Here is a 19,147-nt window from a genome sequence, read left to right as displayed (position 1 = left end):
AATTCACGTTTTCGCAATGCACAAGTGAGCGCAAAGTGTGAGATTTACAATAGAACCCCGTAATTTTACCGGTCCCGGCCGCGCGCCGGTTCCGCAGCTTGGGTCCGTTCAATCGCAATGGCGTCGTCGCGTATGGCCAGCAGGCCGAACAGCACTGCGCCCCCGATCCCGCCAATGGCAGCGCCGAGCGGCATGAAGGTGAAGAACACCAGCATGGCGCTATAGCCCTCGAAACTCGTGGTTTGCGCGATCTCGACCCAGGCAAGCCCGGCGCCGATGCCGAGCGCGGCTCCGCCCAACGCCCCCAGGAACAGCCCCAAGATTGCAAGCAACGCGACTTTCATCGGCACACATCACCCTGCCGGCGTGCATAACGCCCCGTGGATGGGTCTGGAGAGGGGCGAGGGAGGTTCACGTCCGAGGTCGCGCCAAATCCTCGCTGTCGTCCTGGCGAAGGCCAGGACCCATAACCACCGCCCTCGCTCATGGGCAGGCTGGTAGTCGGCAGGTGCGCGCCAAATTGGCATTCGGGTAATGGATCCTGGCTTTCGCCAGGACGACGCTGGGAGAGCCTTACTCCCCGTCCTTCGTCCCCACGATCAGCGGCCCGATCTCCCGCTCCAGCACCTGCTGCACCAGATCGTAGGAATCGATGATCTCGCGGATCTCTGCGACCTGCCCGTTCCGGAAGGTGTAGAACACCGCCATGTCGAACTGCACGATGCGGCCGTTGCTGCGCTTGGTGAAATAGCCGTGCAGGTAGGTCGCGACCTCGTCGCCGTCGGCGACGACGTGCGGTGCCTTGTAACGAATCTCGGAGTAGCGCGACCAGACCGTCTGCCACAGCTCGCGCAGCTCGGCCTTGCCGTGGCGCGGGGTCATATGCGGCAGCACGTCGATCGGGGCATGGGTGAGGAAGTCGACGTCGTCGGTGCAGCACGACAGCGCGGCCTCGATATCGCCGCGTGCGAACGTATCGAGCAGATGCAGCACGCGTTGCTTGTTCAACGATTCAACCGTCATGCGGCTCCCGCCCGCGTTGGCCGTGGATTGCAAACGCTATCGCGCGGTGTGCTGATCCATCAATCCGCAAAAAATATGGGACCCTCGGCGATTGGTCGTGCTTGACCGTACGGTGGTTCACGAGTGGGGGAACCCAGCCCGCTCCTGGTTCGTTGAGACGCCGACACCGCAGGAGACATCGTCCATGAAATCCCCGCTCACCGCCGTCGCCGTCGCGCTGCTCATGCTGGGCGCGACCTCCGCCGCCAACGCCAAGGGCTGCATCAAGGGCGCCGTCGTCGGCGGCGTTGCCGGCCATTATGCCGGCCATCACGGCGTTCTCGGCGCCGCCGCCGGCTGCCTCTACGGCCGCCACCACGCCAAGGAACAGCAAGAGCAGCGGGAAAGGCAGCAACAGCAGAGCCAGGTGAACGGGCAGGGCAAGCTGTAAGGCATTCCTCGGCCCGCGTTGACGGTCCGCCCCCTTGCTCCGCTCTTCGCGGGGCCGCGACGAGCTTCGCTCGCGCTGAGAGGGTTGGGGTGAGGCGCCTCTCTCCGTGGATGAGATCGTCGATGGACCTGTATCCCCTCACCCGGAATCCGCGCTTCGCGCGAATTCCGACCTCTCCCCGCAAGCGGGGCGAGGTTAACAGCGCCGCGTGACTCATCTCACATCGCGCCTCTCCCGGTCCCGCTAATGTCATCGGCATGTCATGAGGGAGACGTGCCATGGCCGTCATCGCCGCCGCGAGAAAGTCCCGCCTGCGCAACGCGCTCGAAGGCTTTGCGCTGACCACGATCCTCCAGAGCTTCCCGACCTTTGCCACCGCCGCGCTGCTGCTCAAGCTGTGCGGCAACCACGACCTCGTCGGCGACCCCGGCGTCGCCATCTTCGTCGCTGTTGCCTCGCTGGTTCACGCGTTGCTTGCGGTGACTCTGGGCCCGAGCTTCGCGGCACTCTTCAAGACCGTCTACGAACCAACATTCTTTGATGGCAGCCTGTCGCTCTCCGACAAGATCGCGGCATGGCGCACCCACCCCGTCGCCTCGCTGCAACTGGTCGCGATCGTGCTGCTGCTGTCGGTGATGGCGGTGGTGACGGCGAGCGTGGGGTGAGCGCCATGCCCTTCATCACCGCATCGAAATCTGGCCCGCTCAATTGGCTCGAAGGCTTTACGCTCACGACAATCCTTCAGGGCTTCCCAATCTTCGCCGCGACGTCACTGATGGTGAAGCTGCTGGGAGATCACCACGGCAGCAGTCCCGTGCTCACCATCGCGCTGGCGTCGATCTTCTACAGCATCTTCGTCGTCTCGGTCGGCTCGGCCTTCCCGAGGGTCAAGAGCGGCTACGAAGCGCAATTCTTCGACGCGAGCCTGTCCTTCTCCGAAAAGATCGCCCGCTGGCGCGCGAAGCCGGCGACATCGCTGCAGCTCATGGCATCGGTGCTGCTGCTCTCGCTGCTGGTGACGATCGCGGGGTGAGAGAGCTTCGTCATTCCGGGGCGCCGCGAAGCGGCGAGCCCGGATTCCATAGCCACGGACGTCAGTGGCTTGGAAAGCTCCGCAAGACAGCCCGCGAAACACAAACGTCATTCCGGGTGGTGGGCGCCTAAGAATGCCTTCGCCGCATCTCGCGTCGGAAAGCGACCCAGTTCCTCGTAGTCCGGATCATCCTCGGCTTCTTCGGACGAGCGGAGCACAACGAACCCGTTACCCTCTTCCACGATAAGCTCCGTCAAATCCTCACTCTTGAACGGCGTCATGTCGCGGAAGCCGCAGTGCGGGCACTTGTCGTCGCAGGTGCACGACCATTCATCGGTCCATACCTTCCTGCAACGGTCGCAGCGGTAGAAGTTCAGGAACCAGACCATCTCGGACCTCACGTCTTCAAACGGTAGCTGCCGCGAGAAACGAACTCGATAAATCCACGGTCGCGCAGATATTGAAGCTGTTGGCGTATCTTTGGTCTGACATTCTGGTTGCCCGGATAAAGATCGCCGAGATGCCGGTCGAAGGCATAGGCTTCCTCCAACGTGAACTCACGCTTGCCTAGCGACTCCACGCATTTCAGCACATCCAGCAACCAGCCCCGCGCTTCCAGAGACTTGCTTCGCAGGAAGAGCGTCTTCTCATTGCCAGGTTAGCCCTACCTCTTCTTCCACCCACCCCGCCGCCCCGGCGCGCCGCCCGTCGACTTCGGCGCCGGCCCGAACTCCGGCCCCGATTGCCGCGAGTCCGTCGGCTGGATGATCCGGCTGGTGCTGCCGAACGGCTTTGATGGCAGCGCCTGGTTGGCGCGGTAGGGCAGCGATTCCGGCCCGTGCATCTCGTCGAGATGCGGCTTGTGCACCTTCGAGCCGCTGCCGCCGCCGCTCGCTTTCAGCGCGGAGCTCACGGTCTTTTTCTTCATCGCGCTGACCGGCAGATTGGCGGCATCGCCGTATTTCCTGGTGCCGGCATAGGCGCCGGCCTTGCCCGCGACGGTGCGCTGCTTCGCGGTGGGATCGTCGACCACCGCGAGCTCGGTGGCGCGCAGGCGCTTGACTTCGTCGCGGAGGCGGGCGGCTTCCTCGAAGTTCAAATCGGCGGCGGCCTCGCGCATGCGCGTTTCGAGATCGGCGAGCACGGCTTCGAAGTTGTGGCCGATCGAGATGACGTCGTCGGTCATGTCGTGGCCGCCGACCTCGACCAGCACGTGGTCGCGCTCATAGACGGAGTTGAGGATGTCGCCGATGTTCTTCTTCACGCTCGCCGGCGTGATGCCGTTGGCGGTGTTGTACTCGACCTGCTTCTCGCGGCGGCGGTTGGTCTCGGCGATGGCGCGCTCCATCGAGCCCGTCATCTGGTCGGCATAGAGGATCACCTTGCCGTCGACGTTGCGCGCGGCGCGGCCGATGGTCTGGATCAGCGAAGTCTCGCTGCGCAGAAAGCCTTCCTTGTCGGCATCGAGAATGGCGACCAGCGCGCATTCGGGAATGTCGAGACCTTCGCGCAAGAGGTTGATGCCGACCAGCGCGTCGAAGGCGCCGAGGCGCAAGTCACGGATGATCTCGATGCGCTCGATGGTGTCGATGTCCGAGTGCATGTAGCGGACGCGAATGCCCTGCTCATGCAGATATTCGGTGAGATCCTCCGCCATGCGTTTTGTGAGAACCGTAATCAGCGAGCGATAGCCGGCCTGGGCTGTCGCGCGCACCTCGCCGACCAGATCATCCACCTGCGTGCGGGCGGGGCGGATGTCGACGGGCGGATCGATCAGGCCTGTGGGGCGAATGACCTGCTCGACGAACACGCCGCCGCTTTCGTTCAGCTCCCAGCCGCTCGGCGTCGCCGACACCGCGACCGTCTGCGGCCGCATCATGTCCCACTCCTCGAAGCGGAGCGGGCGGTTGTCCATGCAGGAGGGCAGACGAAAACCGTATTCGGCCAGCGTCGCCTTGCGGCGGAAGTCGCCGCGGAACATGCCGCCGATCTGCGGTACGGTGACGTGGCTTTCGTCGGCGAACACCAGCGCATTGTCGGGAACATATTCGAACAGCGTCGGCGGCGGCTCGCCGGGCAGGCGGCCGGTGAGATAGCGCGAATAGTTCTCGATGCCGGCGCAGCTTCCCGTCGCCTCCATCATCTCGAGGTCGAAGGTGGTGCGCTGCTCCAGCCGCTGCGCTTCCAGCAGGCGGCCCTGGTCGTGAAGCTGGTCGAGCCGCTGCTTCAGCTCCGATTTGATCGACTTGATCGCCTGCACCAGCGTCGGGCGCGGCGTCACATAGTGCGAATTGGCGTACATCTTGATGAATTCGAGCTCATCCTGCTTGTGGCCGGTGAGCGGATCGAACTCCTCGATATTCTCGATGGTGTCGCCGAATAGGTTCACGCGCCAGGCGCGGTCTTCATAGTGCGCCGGGAAGATGTCGATGACGTCGCCCCTGACCCGGAAGGTGCCGCGGGTGAAATCGGCTTGCGTCCGCTTGTACTGGAGCGCAACGAGGTCGGCGATCAGCTGGCGCTGGTCGATGCGCTCGCCCTTCTTCAGCGCAAACGTCATCGCGGTGTAGGTCTCGACCGAGCCGATACCGTAGATGCAGGACACGGACGCAACGATGATGACGTCGTCGCGTTCGAGCAGCGCGCGCGTCGCCGAGTGGCGCATGCGGTCGATCTGCTCGTTGATCGACGAGTCCTTTTCGATGTAGGTGTCCGTGCGGGGGACATACGCTTCCGGCTGGTAATAGTCGTAGTACGAGACGAAGTACTCGACTGCGTTGTCCGGGAAGAAGCTCTTGAACTCGCCATAGAGCTGGGCGGCGAGCGTCTTGTTCGGCGCCAGGATGATGGCGGGCCGCTGCGTCGCCTCGATCACCTTGGCCATGGTGTAGGTCTTGCCCGAGCCGGTGACGCCGAGCAGCACCTGCGAGCGGTCGTTGCGCTCGATGCCCTCGACCAGCTCCTTGATCGCGGTCGGCTGGTCGCCGCGCGGCTCGTATTCCGATTTGATCTCGAAGCGCACGCCGCCTTCGGACTTTTCCGGGCGCGGTGGCCGGTGCGGCGTCCACACCTTCAGGGAGCCGTCGTCCTTGCGGAACTCGGGCCGGCCCTCGCGGATCAGCGATTCCAGCGCGTCGGCCGTGGCCTTGACGCCGAGCGCCTCCATCTTGGAGCGCGGCGGTCGCGCCAGCGCCTCGGCATCGTCCTCTTCGGTGGGAAGGCCGAGCTGCCGCGCCAGTTCCGGATCGAGCGTCGGGATCGTGGCCGCAGTTCCGTAATTGGCCTGCGGCGCTTCTTCCAGCCCGCCCCCACCCTTTCCCTCCCCCGCACGCGGGGGAGGGTTGGGGAAATCCCTCGGCGTCGACGCGCGCGCCCGATGCGCGGCGGCCTCACCTCCCGCACGGCGGTCGCGCGAATTGTCCGGTGGCGGCTGCAACCCGGTGCCCGATCCAAGGCCAGCATCACCGCGATTGATCGCGGGGTTCAAAAGTTCGGCCAGCGCCGGCCCGATCGGCTGCACGTCTGGACGGTGCGCCTTCGAGTTCGGTGCCTTGTTAGCAGCCTTGGATTTTGGGGATTTTGGGGGAGCAGGTTTCTTCGCCATGCCCCGAATATGGGACGAGTCCGCCCCTCAGAAAAGGGCGAAGCTACGTCCCTGTGCAGGCTGCTGACAGCAGGTTGGCAGTAGGCTCGGGGCTACGCCGCCGGCAGCGGTCCGTCGCCGTCCACGACCGTCAGGCGCGGCTCGAGGATGTCGAGATGGATCCCGCCGCAATCGGTGCAGCGCATGGTCCAGTATTCGCAGCCGGCACGGCCGCCGATCACCCGGAGCACCGTGAGATCACCCTCGCATTCCGGGCAGATCGCCAGCACCTTGCGTGAATAGATTTTTGGTCGCGCAGCGTCGTCGTAGTCGATGATTGACATGAACCGGTGTCCCCCCTGCTATGCCGCGCTGTCGCTGTTGTTTGAGCATGTCCGGAAAACCGCTTCACACTGTTCCGGATCATGCCGGGCCTATTCGTCGTCGCTGTCGTCGGCGTGCCGGCGGAAGCGGTCGATGTGGTGCTTGGCGTCGGCGATCGCAGCGTCCGGATCGGGCCAGGCGAAGCCGACTTCCATGGTCGGAAACAGCACGCCGTCGATGGCAACCGGGCTGAAATCGGCGCGCCGGATACGGGCGTGCCATAGGCCCTTGCCAGCTTCGAAGGATTCGATGTCAAAGCCGTCGTAAAGGGTCGTCATTGGTAGTCCCCAAATACTCTCGTGTCGGAGGGTTAGAGGACCACGTTTGCGGATTTCGAAATGTGAAGCGGTTCACAAGCGTCCGGCTTTTTCAACCGAACGGTTGAGGGCCAGAGCGCTTTCGAGCGAAGTGGCGACCGGTTCGCGTTAAGAAAACGCGTCAAAACAAGAATCTAGTTCCGTCCGGCGGTACGTCCGAACCGTCGCGGACGGGCCGCAGGTTCCGCTGCCGCCCGCATGATCCAGCGGCGGAACGCGGCAAAATCGCGCTGTTCGGTCTGGAAGCTGCGGTAGAGCAGGTACCAGCGCATGCCCTTGGGCACCGCGAGGTCGAACGGCGCGACCAGCCGGCCGGCGGCGAGGTCGTCGTCGATATAGGGCCGGATGCCCATGGCGATGCCGAGCCCGTCGGCGGCGGCCTGCAGCGCCTGGCCGTAGAACTGGAACTCCGGCCCGCGCGGATTGATGCGGGTGAGGTTCGCGGCTTTCAGCCAGATCGGCCAGTCCTCCGGCGAGTGCTCGACGCGGATCAGGCTGGGGCCCTTGAGGTCGGCCGGACGCTTCAATGAGGTGGCGAGCCGGGGCACGCAGACCGGCGTCAGATCGCCGGCGAACAAGGGCTCGGCCACCAGCCCCGGCCAGTCACCGGTGCCGAGCTTGATGCCGCAGCTCCAGTCCTCGCCGAACGGCACCGACGCGCCGCCGGTCGTGAAGCGCACCTCGATGTCGGGCTCCTCGCTGCGAAATTCCGACAGGCGCGGGATCAGCCAGCGCATCGCAAAGGTATGGCCGACGCCGATGGTGAGCACGCGCACGCCGGAGGGCGCCGTCACCTGCGCGGTGAGGCTGGCGAGCGCGTCGAAAATCGGCGTCAGGCCGCTCTGATAGGCGCGCCCCGCCTGGGTCAGCACCAGCCTGTTGGCCTTGCGCTCGAACAGCGCGACGCCGAGCCGCTCTTCCAGCAGATGCACCATGCGGCTGACGGCGGCCGCCGACACGCTCAGCTCGACGCCCGCCGCAGCAAAGCTGCCGGTCCGCGCCGCCGCCTCGAATGCCTTGATGCCGTTGAGAAAGAGCAGCCGCCGCAAATGAACCGACCCTCAGGAAAGCTGATGCCAGGCCAAGATAACTCAGTTTGCGCGCAGGCGGCAAGCGAGGCACAAACATCAGCGTAATTCGCGCTGATTTGTTGAGCCGGCGGCGGTGCCCTCTTCGCCTCTCCCCGCTTGCGGGGAGAGGCCGGAATTTGCGCAAGCAAATTCCGGGTGAGGGGGTCCTCTCCGCGAGTCCAACTATCGCCTCCCTCGCGGAGACTCCCCCTCACCCCACCCTCTCCCCGCAAGCGGGGCGAGGGAGAATAAGCAGCTTGCGTCCCTTACCTGTCTACAGGAGACCCCTCGTGACGCCCATCATGATCGCTGCCCTTGGATTGCTGATGGTCGCCACCGCGTTCCTGTCGGGGCTGTTCGGCATGGCGGGCGGGCTGATCCTGATCGGCGTGCTGCTGGCCCTGATGCCGCTGCCGACCGCGATGGTGCTGCATGCGATCACGCAGATGGCCTCGAATGGCTGGCGTGCTCTGCTGTGGCGCAAGCATATCCGCTGGCGGCCGGTCGCGAACTATATGGTTGGCGCTGCCGTTGCGCTCGGAGCCTGGTCGCTCACCCGCTACGTGCCGGACAAGCCGATGGCGCTGCTGCTGCTTGGTGCGACGCCGTTCATGGCGCGGCTGCTGCCCACCAACATCAAGCCCGACCCTGATAGACTCTGGCAGGGCACCGTCTATGGCACGATCTGCATGGGCTTGATGCTGATGACCGGCGTCTCCGGTCCGCTGCTTGACACATTCTTCCTCGGCGGCGATTTCGGCCGGCGCGAGAAGGTGGCGACGAAGGCGATGTGCCAGCTCGTCAGTCATTTCACCAAGCTGATCTATTTCGGCGGCATCATCGACCAGGCGGCGAGCCTCGATCCCGTGCTCGCCGGCGTCGCAATTCTCGCCTCGATGCTCGGCACCACGCTGGCGCGGCGCATCCTCGAAGCCATGACCGACCAGCAATTCATCGCCTGGTCGAACAAGCTGATCACCACCATCGCCTGTTACTACATCGCCTATGGCGGCTGGCTCATGGTTCGGACGCCGGTGCTGGCTGCCTTCGACAAGGGAGGTTTGCAATGAGCGAGACGGCCGACCCGCTGGTGCTGGACTTCGTCGAATGGATCGCGCGCGAGCCGCGCGCCTATGCCGAAGTGATCTCGACCTGGAAAACCTCGTGCCCGCGCCTCACCATCTGGGAGGACGCCGCCGATCGCGGCTTCGTCGCACGCGAGGCACTGCCCGGCATCGGCCTGATCATCGCGGTGACGGAAGACGGCGAGCGGCTGCTGCGAGCGAACGGACGCTAGCATCTCTCCACAGAGTCATTGCGAGCGCAAGCGAAGCAATCCAGAATGCATCTGCGGCGACAGTCCTGGATTGCTCCGTCGCAAGAGCTCCTCGCAATGACGGAGCCTGTGGAGACCCTTCATGTCGCTCAAGCTCTACGAACTCGTCGGCACCGATGCCTCGCGTCCCTTCAGCCCCTATTGCTGGCGCACGCGGATGGCACTGGCGCATAAGGGGCTGACGGCGGAATCGCTGCCCTGGCGTTTCACCGAGAAGAGCAGAATCGCGCCGCACGGCTCGGAGCGGGTTCCGGTGCTGCTGCATCACGACAGGCCGGTGGTCGATTCCTGGACCATCGCGAATTATCTCGAAGACAATTTCCCGGACAGCCCGTCGCTGTTCGGCGGCGAGGGCGGCCGCGCCATGGCGCGCATGATCAATGCGTGGGGCGACATTGCCATCGTCGGCGGTATCTTTCCGCTGATCATCGCCGACATTCCAAGGAATCTGGCCGAGGTCGATGCCGCCTATTTCCGTCAATCGCGCGAAGCTCGCTTCGGCGGCAAGAAGCTGGAAGAGATCATGGCGAGCCGCGACAGCGGCATCATCGGATTCCGCAAATCGCTGGAAATCATGCGGCAGACGTTCAAGACGCAGCCCTATCTCGGCGGCGCTGCGCCGAACTATGCCGACTACATCGTGTTCGGTGGCTTCCAATGGGCGCGCGTGGTGAGCCCGTTCAGGCTGCTCGAAGCCGACGATCCGGTTTATGTCTGGCGCGAAAAGCTGCTCGATGCGTTCGACGGCATGGCGCGGAAGTCGCCGGGGTATCCCGTGTGAGGCTGTGCGACTTTTATCACCCGCAGGCTCTTACCGTGACGCGCTCATTCCTCACGACGGTTTCGACCATCTTACGCGCGACGTTGTTCAAGTCAGCGAGCGCGAAATAGCCTTGCGCGTACGCTTCCTGAGTCAGGCGCTCGATGCGCTTGTCCTCGCCCGTCGACCATTGTTTTGCGATGTAGTCGGCACCGGGCTTGCCGAACGTTTCGGGATAGCGCTCCATCTGGTTCTGGCGCTGATAGTAGTATTCATCGATGCCGTTTATGAACTGCTTTCGGCTCTCGCCCGTGCAGCGGGCGCCATAAGGCCGTTCCAGCGTGGCGATGGCGCTCTCACGCCGTCTCACTCTCCCGTCCACCGAATATTTTTCGTTGGTGCCGTATCCCGGGCCGTCGATCGGAGCCGCTGACCGGGTCTTTGGCTCGGGCGCGAACGCCCAGGCCGCGATCTGCCAGATGACGATTGCCCAGACGAAAAACCAGATGCGGTTCATTTGCGGCTCGCCGTCGCGCGTTGCCGCGGCAAGCACACCGGTGATGGATCGGACCACAGGCCCGGACCCGCGAATGCCAGAACCGTAAGACGGATGTCCTCGGGGAAATCCTCTTTGACCACCCCCTTTTGTTCGAAGGCCTCCGCGAGCGCGGCCTTGACGCGCACGTCGAGCGGCGTCGAATATGCCGCGTTGGCCTGGTCGCGCTTCTTCTCGCTGCAGAGCATTCCCATGGCTGGGTTCGGGCAGTCGTAGATCTTGGCGTAGCCGCGCGCATAGGCCGACGTGGCCGCGATGAGATTGGCTTTCATCGTGTCATCGCAAGGCGACATGGCGTAGGCAGTGCCGGCCTGCAACGCGTCCATGCGCAGCGCGTCGAGCTTCGGATTCTTGTCGCTCATCGCGGTGTGCTCGGCCTCCCACATCTTGCGGTCATAGGCCTTGGAGCTTTCGTCGCCGAACGTTGTCGTGAGCGTCGGCCTCAGTTCGGCGATCGAGGAAAAGGAAGTGGTGGGGAATCCGCGCAGTGCCCAAGAGATGCCGACGAAGGCGGAGACGAAGGCCATGCAGGTCAGGAGAATGAAGCGGCTCATGCGGCGTACTCGAATTAACGATTTGCAACTTAGCCGTGTCTGGTTAAGAGACGTGGTATTTTACGGGTTCCGCCGCGCGAAGGTAAATGGAGCCCTAAGAAGATCGCCGGATTCTACTTTTGCGCTCTTGCGCGATTCCGGCCTTCGTCAGATGCCAAACGCGTAATAGTTGCTGCCGACTATTTCGCGGACTTCCCTGCTGCCTTCCGCAAACATTCCCGGCACAAGCAATCCTCACCCCTCACCGGCATCGGCAGCTTGGCGGTCTCCTCCGCGCACCAGCAACTGCCCGAGAGATCACAGCCGAATTCGGTACCGCAGCGGGAACAGGCGAGGCGACGCGGGGCTGGTTGCGGATGCGTGATTTCTTTCGGATTTGTCATGATTTACGCAAAAGCTTCGCCGTCATTTTCATGTCGGGTTCATCTCCGCCCCTTGTATATTAAGCGCCGCGCACGGACCAGGGAAGCGGTCGGCATGGCGCGGAGAACAAATCCATGGCCCGCGATTCGCAAGCCGCTCTCGTCGCGTTGAACCGCTTCGGCTTCGGTGCCCGCGGCGGCGCATCCGGTGATCTCGTCAATGCGGCCTCCGATCCCCGAGGCTTCGTGAAGGCGGAACTGGCGCGTCCCGTTGGCGTGTTGCTGGAGGCGCCGGGCCTGCAATCGACGCCGCAGCTCGGGCAGGCCGCCTTTGCCTATCAGGACCAGGTCAAGCAGGCGCGCGAGGCGGCGAAGACGGCTGCGCCGACCGAGGCGCCGGCGCCGCCCGCCGATCCGAAGCCCGACAATCAACTGCGGCGCAATCTTTCGCTCAACACAGTGATGACCGAGATCGCAGGGCAAAGGGCCGAGGCCAAGCCTGCCGCCGACAGCAAGCCCGCCGACACGGCGATGAAACCCGACGGCATGCAGCCCAATGCAGCCGCGCCGCCGGCTGCTGCAAAGCCGGCGCAGCCGCTCAACGTGATCCAGAAAACCTTTCGTGCCGAGGCGCTGGCGCGATTGCAACGCGCGATGATGGTCGATTGCGGCTTCACCGAGCGCCTGGTCGTGTTCTGGTCCAACCATTTCTGCATCTCGGCGAGCAAGGGTGAGCTGGCGCGGATGTGGGCCGGGGCGTTCGAGCGCGAGGCGATCCGCCCGCATGTGCTGGGCCGCTTCGCCGACATGCTGAAGGCGGTCGAGCAGCATCCGGCGATGCTGTTCTTCCTCGATAACCAGCAATCGCTGGGGCCGGATTCGCGCGCAGGCCAAAACCGCAAGCGTGGGCTGAACGAGAATCTGGCGCGCGAGATCATGGAGCTGCATACGCTCGGCGTCGGCGGCGGCTACATCCAGGAGGACGTCACGTCGCTCGCGCGTATCATCACCGGTTGGACTTTTGCAGGCCGCAAAGGGCAGATCGGGGCGCCGGGCTCCTTTGCCTTCAATGCCAATGCGCACCAGCCGGGTCCGCAGGTGCTGCTCGGCAAGACCTATGACGCGACCGGCCTTGCGCAGGGCGAGGCTGCGCTTGCCGACATCGCGCGCCATCCGTCGACGGCGAATTTCATCGCGACAAAATTCGTTCGGCACTTCGTTGCGGACGACCCGCCGCCGGCGCTGGTGGCGCGATTGCGCGATGTCTTCGTCAAGACCGACGGCGATCTCAAGGCGCTCGCAACAGCGCTGGTCGATTCCGACGAAGCCTGGAAGGCGCCGCTGACCAAGATGCGCAGTCCCTACGATTTCCTGATCGCGAGTGGGCGGCTGCTTGCGCGCGTGCCGGAGGATCCCGGTTTCTACCTCAACAGCCTGAACCTGCTCGGCCAACCCTTGTGGACGCCGGCCGGACCCAACGGGTTTCCCGACACCACAGCGGCATGGGCCGCGCCCGAAGGCATGAAGCTCCGGCTCGACATCGCGTCGCAAATGGGCGCACGGCTCGGGCCCAATATCGATCCGCTCGATTTGCTGGAGTTTGCCGCAGGCGACGCGGCGTCAACCGAAACGCGCAAGACTATCGAGCGCGCGGAATCGCGTCAGCAAGCGCTGGCGCTGCTCTTGATGTCGCCGGAATTGCAGAGGAGATGATGATGGTCGACTGCGTCGAAAACCGGCTCGTCACCTCGCGCCGCGGCCTTCTGCTCGGCGGCGCCTCCTTCGCGGCCTGGGCCTATTTGCCGAAATTTGCGCGCGCCGCCGACGGCCGCGATCCCAGGTTGGTCGTCGTGATCCTGCGCGGCGCTCTCGACGGGCTCGCGACCGTCGCGCCGGTCGGCGACCCCGACTATGCCGGCCTGCACGGCTCGATCGCGCTCGCGGTGGACGGCGCGCATCCCGCGATCAGGCTCGACGGCTTCTTCGCGCTGCATCCGGCGATGCCGGAATTTGCACGCATGTACCGCGACCAGCATGCCGCGGTGATCCATGCGGTGGCGACGCCGTATCGCGATCGCTCGCATTTCGACGGCCAGGACGTGCTCGAGAGCGGCTATGCCGGGCCGGGCCGCGTGCAGTCCGGCTGGCTCAACCGCGCGCTCGAAGCGCTGCCGCGCGGCGAGCGTGTGTCGAGCGGGCTGGCGATCGGTCCGACCACGCCGCTGGTGCTGCGCGGCAGTGCGCCGACGGTCGGCTGGGCGCCCGTCGCGCTGCCGCAGGCCGACGACGACACCGCGATGCGGCTGGTCGATCTCTATCGCCATCGCGATCCCGCGCTGGCCTCGGCGCTGTCGCAAGGGCTTCAGCTGGAGAAGGCCGCGAGCGGCGACGACATGAAGCCGAAGCCCGGCAACCAGGTCGCGCAGATGCGGCAGGTCGCGCGCGGCGCGGCCAAGCTGATGGCCGCCGCCGACGGTCCGCGTATCGCCGCACTCGCTTTCGACGGCTGGGATACGCATGCCAATGAAGGCGGCCCGGTGGGGCGGCTCGCCTTCCTGCTCGGTGGGCTCGATGGCGCGCTCGCTGAATTCGAAAGCGGCTTGGGGGATCGCTGGCGCGACACCGCCGTCATCGTCGCCACCGAGTTCGGCCGCACCGCGCGCATCAACGGCACCGACGGCACCGACCATGGCACCGGCACCATCGCGCTGCTCGCCGGCGGCGCCGTGAAGGGTGGTCGTGTCATCTCCGACTGGCCGGGCCTCAAGCCTGCCAACCTCTTCGAGGCCCGCGACCTCAAGCCCACCACCGACCTGCGCTCCGTGATCAAGGGCGTGCTGCAGGGACAGTTCGGCCTGTCGGATCGCGTGCTGTCCGAGACGGTGTTCCCCGACAGCGCGGGCGTAAGGCCGATGAAGGGATTGGTAATTTAGCCTCTCCCCGCTCTTTTGCGGGGAGAGGTCGGATCGCGTAGCGATCCGGGTGAGGGGCAGTGCACATCGTTTGCCAAAGCAGCGGTCCATCCGACTCGCACAACGATCGTGCGAAGGTCATGCATATCGCCTACAATCTGGACCAAACTCGCGGAGGCGGCCCCTCACCCCACCTGCTCCCCGTAAGAACGGAGCGAGGGAGTGAGATAGCGGTGCTTCGCTCACATCAGGAGGCCACCCGCATGTACATCGCCATGAACCGCTTCCGTGTCGCCAAGGGTTCGGAATCAGCCTTCGAACAGGTCTGGGCGTCGCGCGACACGCATCTGGACAAGGTGCCGGGCTTCGTCGAATTCCATCTGCTCAGAGGGCCCGAGCTCGAGGACCACACGCTCTATGCCTCGCACACCGTGTGGGCGAACCACGCGGCGTTCGAGGCCTGGACCAGGTCGGAGGCGTTTCGCGCGGCGCACGCCCGTGCCGGCGACAACAAGCCGCTCTATCTCGGCCATCCCCAGTTTGAAGGTTTTGAAGTGATGCAGACGGTGGGGCGCGGCACGAAGTAGCGCCGCGCCGTAAGGATCAGCCCTTCGTGATCTTGTCGATCTCGGCGAGATCATCCGCGCTGAGCTGCCAGGCGATCGCCTTGACGTTCTGCTCGATCTGCTCGACGCGGGTGGCGCCTGCGATCACGCTCGACACCTGCGGACGGGCGGCGAGCCAGGAGAAGGCGAGCTCGAGCATCGAGTGGCCGCGCGCCTTGGCAAAGGCCTGGAGCTTCTCGACGATGTCCTCGTTGCGTGGGGTCACGTAGCGGTCGCGCAGCGCCGGCGCCTTGCCGAAGCGCGTGTCGGCCGGAGCTGTCGCGCCGCGCTGGTATTTGCCGGTCAGAAGACCGCTCGCCAGCGGGAAGAACGGCAACAGGCCGAGCTTGTACTCCTGGGCTGCGGGCAGCAAATCCTTCTCGATGTCGCGGACGACGAGGCTGTACTCGTCCTGGGCCGAGACGAAGCGGCTGACATTCATCGCGCGCGCGGTGAACTCGGCTTCCGCGATGCGCCACGCCGGAAAGTTGGAGTGGCCGATGTAGCGGACCTTGCCCTGGCGGACGAGATCGTCGAGCGCGCGCAGCGTCTCTTCCATCGGCGTCAGCGGATCGTAATCATGCTGCTGATAGAGGTCGATGTAGTCGGTCTTGAGCCGCGTCAGGCTGGCCTCGACCGCGTTCATGATGTAGCGGCGCGAGGCGCCCTGCTTGGTGCCGTCGGCCGCCATCGGCTTGGAATATTTGGTGGCGAGCAAGATGTCCTTGCGGCGGTCGCCGAGCACGGTGCCGAGCACCGTCTCCGAACCGCCCTGGCCGGCATAGATGTCGGCGGTGTCGAACAGCGTGATGCCGAGATCGATCGCGCGATGGATCACCTTGCGCGAGGTTTCCAGGTCGGTGCGCTGGCCGAAATTGTTGCAGCCGAGCCCGACCGCAGACACGCGCAGGCCGGAGCCGCCGAGATTACGAATTTCCATGGGAGATCCTGTCAGAACGAAGCAGGCGCCCATTGTGACCGCGGTGCGCTGCACCGGCAAGCGGCTGGCCGCGTTGCTGCCATGCTGGCAAAGAGAGACGGACAAAAAAACGCGGCCCCTGTCAGACGCGGCGACTGACGGGGACCGCTTGGGGCGCTTGATCGGTGACGGGGGGCCTGATCAGACGCGACTGCAGCCTAGCCCCGGTGTGTAACGCCCCGGTGACAAAGGGAGTTATCCACAGGGTGCGGCGGGGGATTAGAACAGCTTGCGATAGACGATGAAGCCGGAGCGCTCCGCGACCTTGTCGTACAGGCTCTGCGCGGTGGTGTTGGTCTCGTGCGTCTGCCAGTAGACGCGCGGCGCGCCCGCGAGCTTGGCCCGCTCATAGACGCCATAGATCAGCGCCGAGGCGACGCCCTTGCCGCGGGACGCTTCCAGCGTGAACAGGTCCTGCAAATAGCAGGACGGCTCGATCGCGGTGGTGCTGCGATGGAACAGATAATGCGTGAGCCCGAGCAGGCGGCCATCGCTTTCGGCAACCAGCGCATGCACCGGCTCATAGGCATCGAAGAAGCGCTGCCAGGTCATGCGCGTGATCTCGGGTGCGAGTGCAGTCGGGCCCGAGCGGCCATAGAAGGCGTTATAGCCGTCCCACAACGGCAGCCATTGATCGTAGTCCTGCCGGGTGACGGAGCGAATGGTGAGCGACATCTGGGAAATCCGCGGGCCGATGAAGCGTCCTTCATACGTGATGAGGGGCGCATCGATCAATTGCGACGTCGCACATCACTCCGCCACGCGCAGGTATCGGATCAGCTTCCGCCCGGTGGGATCGCGCAACGAGCGGTAGTAGTCGGCGCGCCCGGGCGCATCGGTGTGGCGCACGAGGTCGGTCACCGGCGTATAGCTCAGCATGCGGCCGCCGTCGGGCAGCGCGGTGCAGACGAAACGCAGCACCTCGCCGTTGCGCAAATTGATGTTGATCGGCGTGGCGTCGCCGATCCGCACCATCTCCATGCGCTGTGCGATGAAGACGCCGAGCTCATCCTCCGGCAGCTCGAATGCGCCGGTGTCGCGGCCGTGATACATCAGCGCGATGAAGGGCGGCTTGTCGTCGGCCTTCTCGTCCGGCAGTGCGAAATAATCGCGGAAGGCGCGGTTGATGAATTCGGCGCGGGTCTCGGCATCGAGCAGCACGATGCCGATATCGACCCGGTCGAGCGCGGCCGACAGGCGCGCGGCGGTGGCATGGTTGTGCCGCTCGGCGGCAAAGGCATCGAGCAGGCGCTCGCGCATCAACCCGGTGATGCCTGCTGTGCCGGCGGTGGTCAGCGCCAGCAGCCCGAGTTGCGCGAGATCGGCCGCGGCAAAGCCGGGCGCGGTGCGCTGGCTGAGCGCGAGCAGCGCCGCGCCGATCACGGCGATGGCGGCGCTGCCGAGCGCTGACGCAAAGCCCGAGAGCGAACCGGCCAACGCCACGATACAGACGAACAGCGGTGCCAACGAGAGCGCGGGCGCATGACGGTCGAGCAGAATCGCCAGCAGTGCGATCGCTGCCGTCAGCACGGGACCGGAAATGGCTCGCCATCCGAACCGCATGGACCCTCGCTCGTTCCTCCCTGAACGAGATAAGGCGGTCAGACTGACCTATGGTTGCGCGAACGCAAGCCGGTTTCGCGCGGCGCACTTAAGGGGCGCTTGCAGGCACGTCCAAAGCTTTCAGATCATTTTAGGCCAAATGCGCGTGCATGACGCGCTGTTGCGGCGCGGGCGCATTCAGCGTCGATATTCCCGGACCCTTGCGGGTGCCGACGAAAATCAGCAGCGATGCCGCGACCAGGATGGCCGCGGTCAGGGTGATTGCGACGATGACCACAGGCGATTTCATCATTGTCCTGTCGCGATGCCGGTCGGCGCGAGGCTGCGCGGCACCTTGAAGGCTGTTGAGGATGAAACGGGGATCAGACCGGCAGGCCCATCGCCATGGTCGCCTTGGTCGACAGTACCGTGAGGGTAACGATCAGACACAGCGACAGCGCCGCAACGGCGAGCGAGGCCGCCACCGCGTTGGTTAGCCGGGAAGACGAGACCGTATCGGTTTGGCTCTGAAAGCCGACCGTGCCGGACGCCCGAATCATGGTCTAAATCCTTCAACGTGCGAGCGAATCACCCGCGACGCCGGACAATTTCACAATTTCAACTGGCAATATTGCGGCGGTGATCGCTCTGAAAACGGCAGGATTGCGGCAAAGGTTAACGCCATGCCCGCTATTTCTTAACGCTTCACCGGTTTCAGGCGCCGGCGGCGATGCTGGCGGGGTCGTCGATGTCGGCGGGGCGCCAGTCCATCGTCACGAAGCCGGGCGCAGCCTCGACGCGCTTCAGCCAGTCCCGGATCGCCGGAAAAGGCTCCAGGTCAAAATCGCAGCGGTCGGCGAGGTGGGTGTAGCCGTACAGGGCGATGTCGGCGACCGTGAGCTGGCGCGCGGCGAAGTAGGCGTTGGTCCTGAGGTGGTTCTCCATCACCTGGAGCGCGCCATAGCCGCGCTCCATCCAGTCCTCGAGCGCGTGGGTCTGCAGGTCGCGGCCGCCCTTGACCAGCGACAGCCAGAAATAGGCGGCGCCGATGTTGGGCTCGAGCGCGTGCTGCTCGAAGAACATCCATTGCAGCGCCTCGGCGCGATCGATCCGGTTCTCCGGCGCGAGCGGCGTACCGACCGCGACGTACCAGAGGATGGCGTTGGACTCGGCGAGGAAGCGGCTGTCGCCGACCTCGAGCAACGGCACCTGGCCGGACGGGTTTTTGGTCAGAAAGTCCGGCGTGCGGCTCTCGCCGCGCAGAATGTCCACCTCGACCGCTTCGTAGGGTACGTTCAACAGCGCCAGCGCAAGGCGGACCTTGTAGCTGTTGCCCGAGCGTTGCATCGAATAGAGCTTGTACATTCTGGGAGTTCGATTCCAAGGACGGGAAGGTGCGGTGCGTGTTGCCCCGGACCGCGGCTAAACAATGATGCCGATGCGAATCCGCCGCAAGGGCTGGTCCATAGAAAAACTCGAAACGCCTACCGCACTGCAACGCCAGAGAAGATCATGTTCGCAGCGATTTGCAAATCAGATCACGCTTGCGTCAGCATGCGCGACTCATCGCTTCGCGCGATCGTGTGCGAGAGAGCGGGAGCTGTTGGATTTAGGCCGTTGATGCTTCCACATCGTCATGGTCGGGCTTGTCCCGGCCATCCACGCCTTGCCCCGCGGAACGAAGAACGCGGATGCCCGGGC

At 64.7% G+C, this 19,147-nt stretch carries 26 protein-coding genes; 9 read left to right on the top strand and 17 right to left on the bottom strand.

From position 1 onward, the window contains the following. Window positions 1–65: 65 nt before the first annotated feature. Window positions 66–344: a hypothetical protein gene (locus tag ACWAT4_RS34825; RefSeq protein WP_212297036.1), complete on the bottom strand. Its 279-nt coding sequence runs from the start codon at window positions 342–344 to the stop codon at window positions 66–68. Between the two features lie 229 nt (window positions 345–573). After that, entirely contained in the window at window positions 574–1,023 is a 450-nt protein-coding gene (locus ACWAT4_RS34820) for a nuclear transport factor 2 family protein (RefSeq protein ID WP_449729214.1), read from the bottom strand. Window positions 1,024–1,207: 184 nt separating this feature from the next. On the opposite strand from ACWAT4_RS34820, the gene ACWAT4_RS34815 reads away from it, so the two are divergent. From ACWAT4_RS34815 to ACWAT4_RS34805, 3 genes are all read left to right on the top strand, one after another. Next, window positions 1,208–1,453: a hypothetical protein gene (locus tag ACWAT4_RS34815; RefSeq protein ID WP_212297034.1), complete on the top strand. Its 246-nt coding sequence runs from the start codon at window positions 1,208–1,210 to the stop codon at window positions 1,451–1,453. Between the two features lie 278 nt (window positions 1,454–1,731). Beyond that, complete coding sequence (locus ACWAT4_RS34810; protein WP_449729213.1) at window positions 1,732–2,118, top strand: hypothetical protein; 387 nt, start codon at window positions 1,732–1,734, stop codon at window positions 2,116–2,118. A 5-nt stretch (window positions 2,119–2,123) separates the two neighbouring features. Next, complete coding sequence (locus tag ACWAT4_RS34805) at window positions 2,124–2,486, top strand: hypothetical protein (RefSeq protein WP_449729212.1); 363 nt, start codon at window positions 2,124–2,126, stop codon at window positions 2,484–2,486. A gap of 107 nt (window positions 2,487–2,593) precedes the next feature. Here ACWAT4_RS34805 and ACWAT4_RS34800 read toward each other — a convergent pair whose 3' ends face one another. The 6 genes from ACWAT4_RS34800 to ACWAT4_RS34775 form a co-directional block, all read right to left on the bottom strand. Continuing rightward, the gene (locus ACWAT4_RS34800) at window positions 2,594–2,875 is read right to left on the bottom strand and encodes a hypothetical protein (RefSeq protein ID WP_449729211.1); all 282 of its coding nucleotides are present in this window, start codon (window positions 2,873–2,875) and stop codon (window positions 2,594–2,596) included. 8 nt (window positions 2,876–2,883) lie between these two features. Beyond that, complete coding sequence (locus tag ACWAT4_RS34795; protein ID WP_449731305.1) at window positions 2,884–3,078, bottom strand: hypothetical protein; 195 nt, start codon at window positions 3,076–3,078, stop codon at window positions 2,884–2,886. 72 nt (window positions 3,079–3,150) lie between these two features. Next, entirely contained in the window at window positions 3,151–6,090 is a 2,940-nt protein-coding gene (gene uvrB / locus ACWAT4_RS34790; protein WP_212427315.1) for an excinuclease ABC subunit UvrB, read from the bottom strand. Window positions 6,091–6,182: 92 nt separating this feature from the next. After that, a complete protein-coding gene (locus tag ACWAT4_RS34785; protein ID WP_212427316.1) occupies window positions 6,183–6,413 on the bottom strand; it encodes a hypothetical protein in 231 nt (76 codons plus the stop codon). A 90-nt stretch (window positions 6,414–6,503) separates the two neighbouring features. Next, window positions 6,504–6,731 carry a hypothetical protein gene (locus tag ACWAT4_RS34780; protein ID WP_212297027.1) on the bottom strand — a complete coding sequence of 76 codons (228 nt, stop codon included), beginning with the start codon at window positions 6,729–6,731 and terminating at the stop codon, window positions 6,504–6,506. A gap of 173 nt (window positions 6,732–6,904) precedes the next feature. Next, window positions 6,905–7,819 (bottom strand): LysR substrate-binding domain-containing protein, encoded by a 915-nt coding sequence (locus ACWAT4_RS34775; RefSeq protein WP_212446525.1) that lies wholly within the window; start codon window positions 7,817–7,819, stop codon window positions 6,905–6,907. A 311-nt stretch (window positions 7,820–8,130) separates the two neighbouring features. Between ACWAT4_RS34775 and ACWAT4_RS34770 the strand changes: the two genes are divergently transcribed. From ACWAT4_RS34770 to ACWAT4_RS34760, 3 genes are all read left to right on the top strand, one after another. Next, entirely contained in the window at window positions 8,131–8,910 is a 780-nt protein-coding gene (locus ACWAT4_RS34770) for a TSUP family transporter (protein ID WP_212297025.1), read from the top strand. Next, the gene (locus tag ACWAT4_RS34765; RefSeq protein ID WP_212427317.1) at window positions 8,907–9,137 is read left to right on the top strand and encodes a hypothetical protein; all 231 of its coding nucleotides are present in this window, start codon (window positions 8,907–8,909) and stop codon (window positions 9,135–9,137) included. Before ACWAT4_RS34770 ends, ACWAT4_RS34765 begins: the two co-directional genes overlap by 4 nt. A 121-nt stretch (window positions 9,138–9,258) precedes the next feature. Continuing rightward, a complete protein-coding gene (locus ACWAT4_RS34760; protein WP_449729210.1) occupies window positions 9,259–9,957 on the top strand; it encodes a glutathione S-transferase family protein in 699 nt (232 codons plus the stop codon). A gap of 16 nt (window positions 9,958–9,973) precedes the next feature. On the opposite strand, the gene ACWAT4_RS34755 is transcribed toward ACWAT4_RS34760, so the two are convergent. The 3 genes from ACWAT4_RS34755 to ACWAT4_RS34745 form a co-directional block, all read right to left on the bottom strand. Then, window positions 9,974–10,453 carry a hypothetical protein gene (locus tag ACWAT4_RS34755; protein ID WP_449729209.1) on the bottom strand — a complete coding sequence of 160 codons (480 nt, stop codon included), beginning with the start codon at window positions 10,451–10,453 and terminating at the stop codon, window positions 9,974–9,976. Continuing rightward, window positions 10,450–11,019 carry a hypothetical protein gene (locus ACWAT4_RS34750; protein ID WP_249154535.1) on the bottom strand — a complete coding sequence of 190 codons (570 nt, stop codon included), beginning with the start codon at window positions 11,017–11,019 and terminating at the stop codon, window positions 10,450–10,452. The genes ACWAT4_RS34755 and ACWAT4_RS34750 overlap by 4 nt, the downstream gene beginning before the upstream one ends. Window positions 11,020–11,225: 206 nt before the next feature. After that, complete coding sequence (locus ACWAT4_RS34745; RefSeq protein ID WP_449729208.1) at window positions 11,226–11,429, bottom strand: cysteine-rich CWC family protein; 204 nt, start codon at window positions 11,427–11,429, stop codon at window positions 11,226–11,228. Window positions 11,430–11,543: 114 nt separating this feature from the next. Between ACWAT4_RS34745 and ACWAT4_RS34740 the strand changes: the two genes are divergently transcribed. The 3 genes from ACWAT4_RS34740 to ACWAT4_RS34730 all read left to right on the top strand — a co-directional run bounded on the left by ACWAT4_RS34740 (window position 11,544) and on the right by ACWAT4_RS34730 (window position 14,907). Continuing rightward, a complete protein-coding gene (locus ACWAT4_RS34740) occupies window positions 11,544–13,121 on the top strand; it encodes a DUF1800 domain-containing protein (protein WP_449729207.1) in 1,578 nt (525 codons plus the stop codon). Window positions 13,122–13,123: 2 nt separating this feature from the next. Next, on the top strand, window positions 13,124–14,341 hold the full coding sequence (locus ACWAT4_RS34735) for a DUF1501 domain-containing protein (RefSeq protein ID WP_449731304.1): 1,218 nt from the start codon (window positions 13,124–13,126) through the stop codon (window positions 14,339–14,341). Between the two features lie 242 nt (window positions 14,342–14,583). Then, window positions 14,584–14,907 (top strand): antibiotic biosynthesis monooxygenase family protein, encoded by a 324-nt coding sequence (locus ACWAT4_RS34730; protein WP_212427320.1) that lies wholly within the window; start codon window positions 14,584–14,586, stop codon window positions 14,905–14,907. 16 nt (window positions 14,908–14,923) lie between these two features. Here ACWAT4_RS34730 and ACWAT4_RS34725 read toward each other — a convergent pair whose 3' ends face one another. The 6 genes from ACWAT4_RS34725 to ACWAT4_RS34700 all read right to left on the bottom strand — a co-directional run bounded on the left by ACWAT4_RS34725 (window position 14,924) and on the right by ACWAT4_RS34700 (window position 18,811). Further along, window positions 14,924–15,865 carry an aldo/keto reductase gene (locus tag ACWAT4_RS34725; protein WP_449729206.1) on the bottom strand — a complete coding sequence of 314 codons (942 nt, stop codon included), beginning with the start codon at window positions 15,863–15,865 and terminating at the stop codon, window positions 14,924–14,926. A gap of 258 nt (window positions 15,866–16,123) precedes the next feature. Then, window positions 16,124–16,579 carry a GNAT family N-acetyltransferase gene (locus tag ACWAT4_RS34720; protein WP_212297018.1) on the bottom strand — a complete coding sequence of 152 codons (456 nt, stop codon included), beginning with the start codon at window positions 16,577–16,579 and terminating at the stop codon, window positions 16,124–16,126. Between the two features lie 75 nt (window positions 16,580–16,654). After that, window positions 16,655–17,467 (bottom strand): PAS-domain containing protein, encoded by an 813-nt coding sequence (locus ACWAT4_RS34715; protein WP_212446520.1) that lies wholly within the window; start codon window positions 17,465–17,467, stop codon window positions 16,655–16,657. A gap of 130 nt (window positions 17,468–17,597) precedes the next feature. Next, the gene (locus tag ACWAT4_RS34710) at window positions 17,598–17,759 is read right to left on the bottom strand and encodes a hypothetical protein (RefSeq protein WP_212297441.1); all 162 of its coding nucleotides are present in this window, start codon (window positions 17,757–17,759) and stop codon (window positions 17,598–17,600) included. A gap of 70 nt (window positions 17,760–17,829) precedes the next feature. After that, complete coding sequence (locus ACWAT4_RS34705; RefSeq protein ID WP_212297016.1) at window positions 17,830–18,006, bottom strand: hypothetical protein; 177 nt, start codon at window positions 18,004–18,006, stop codon at window positions 17,830–17,832. Window positions 18,007–18,160: 154 nt separating this feature from the next. Beyond that, window positions 18,161–18,811 carry a glutathione S-transferase family protein gene (locus ACWAT4_RS34700; protein ID WP_212297015.1) on the bottom strand — a complete coding sequence of 217 codons (651 nt, stop codon included), beginning with the start codon at window positions 18,809–18,811 and terminating at the stop codon, window positions 18,161–18,163. Window positions 18,812–19,147 lie beyond the last annotated feature (336 nt).

It is taken from the genome of Bradyrhizobium sp. T-1 (genome assembly GCF_053592855.1).
This window is presented reverse-complemented; position numbering and strand designations above follow the sequence as displayed.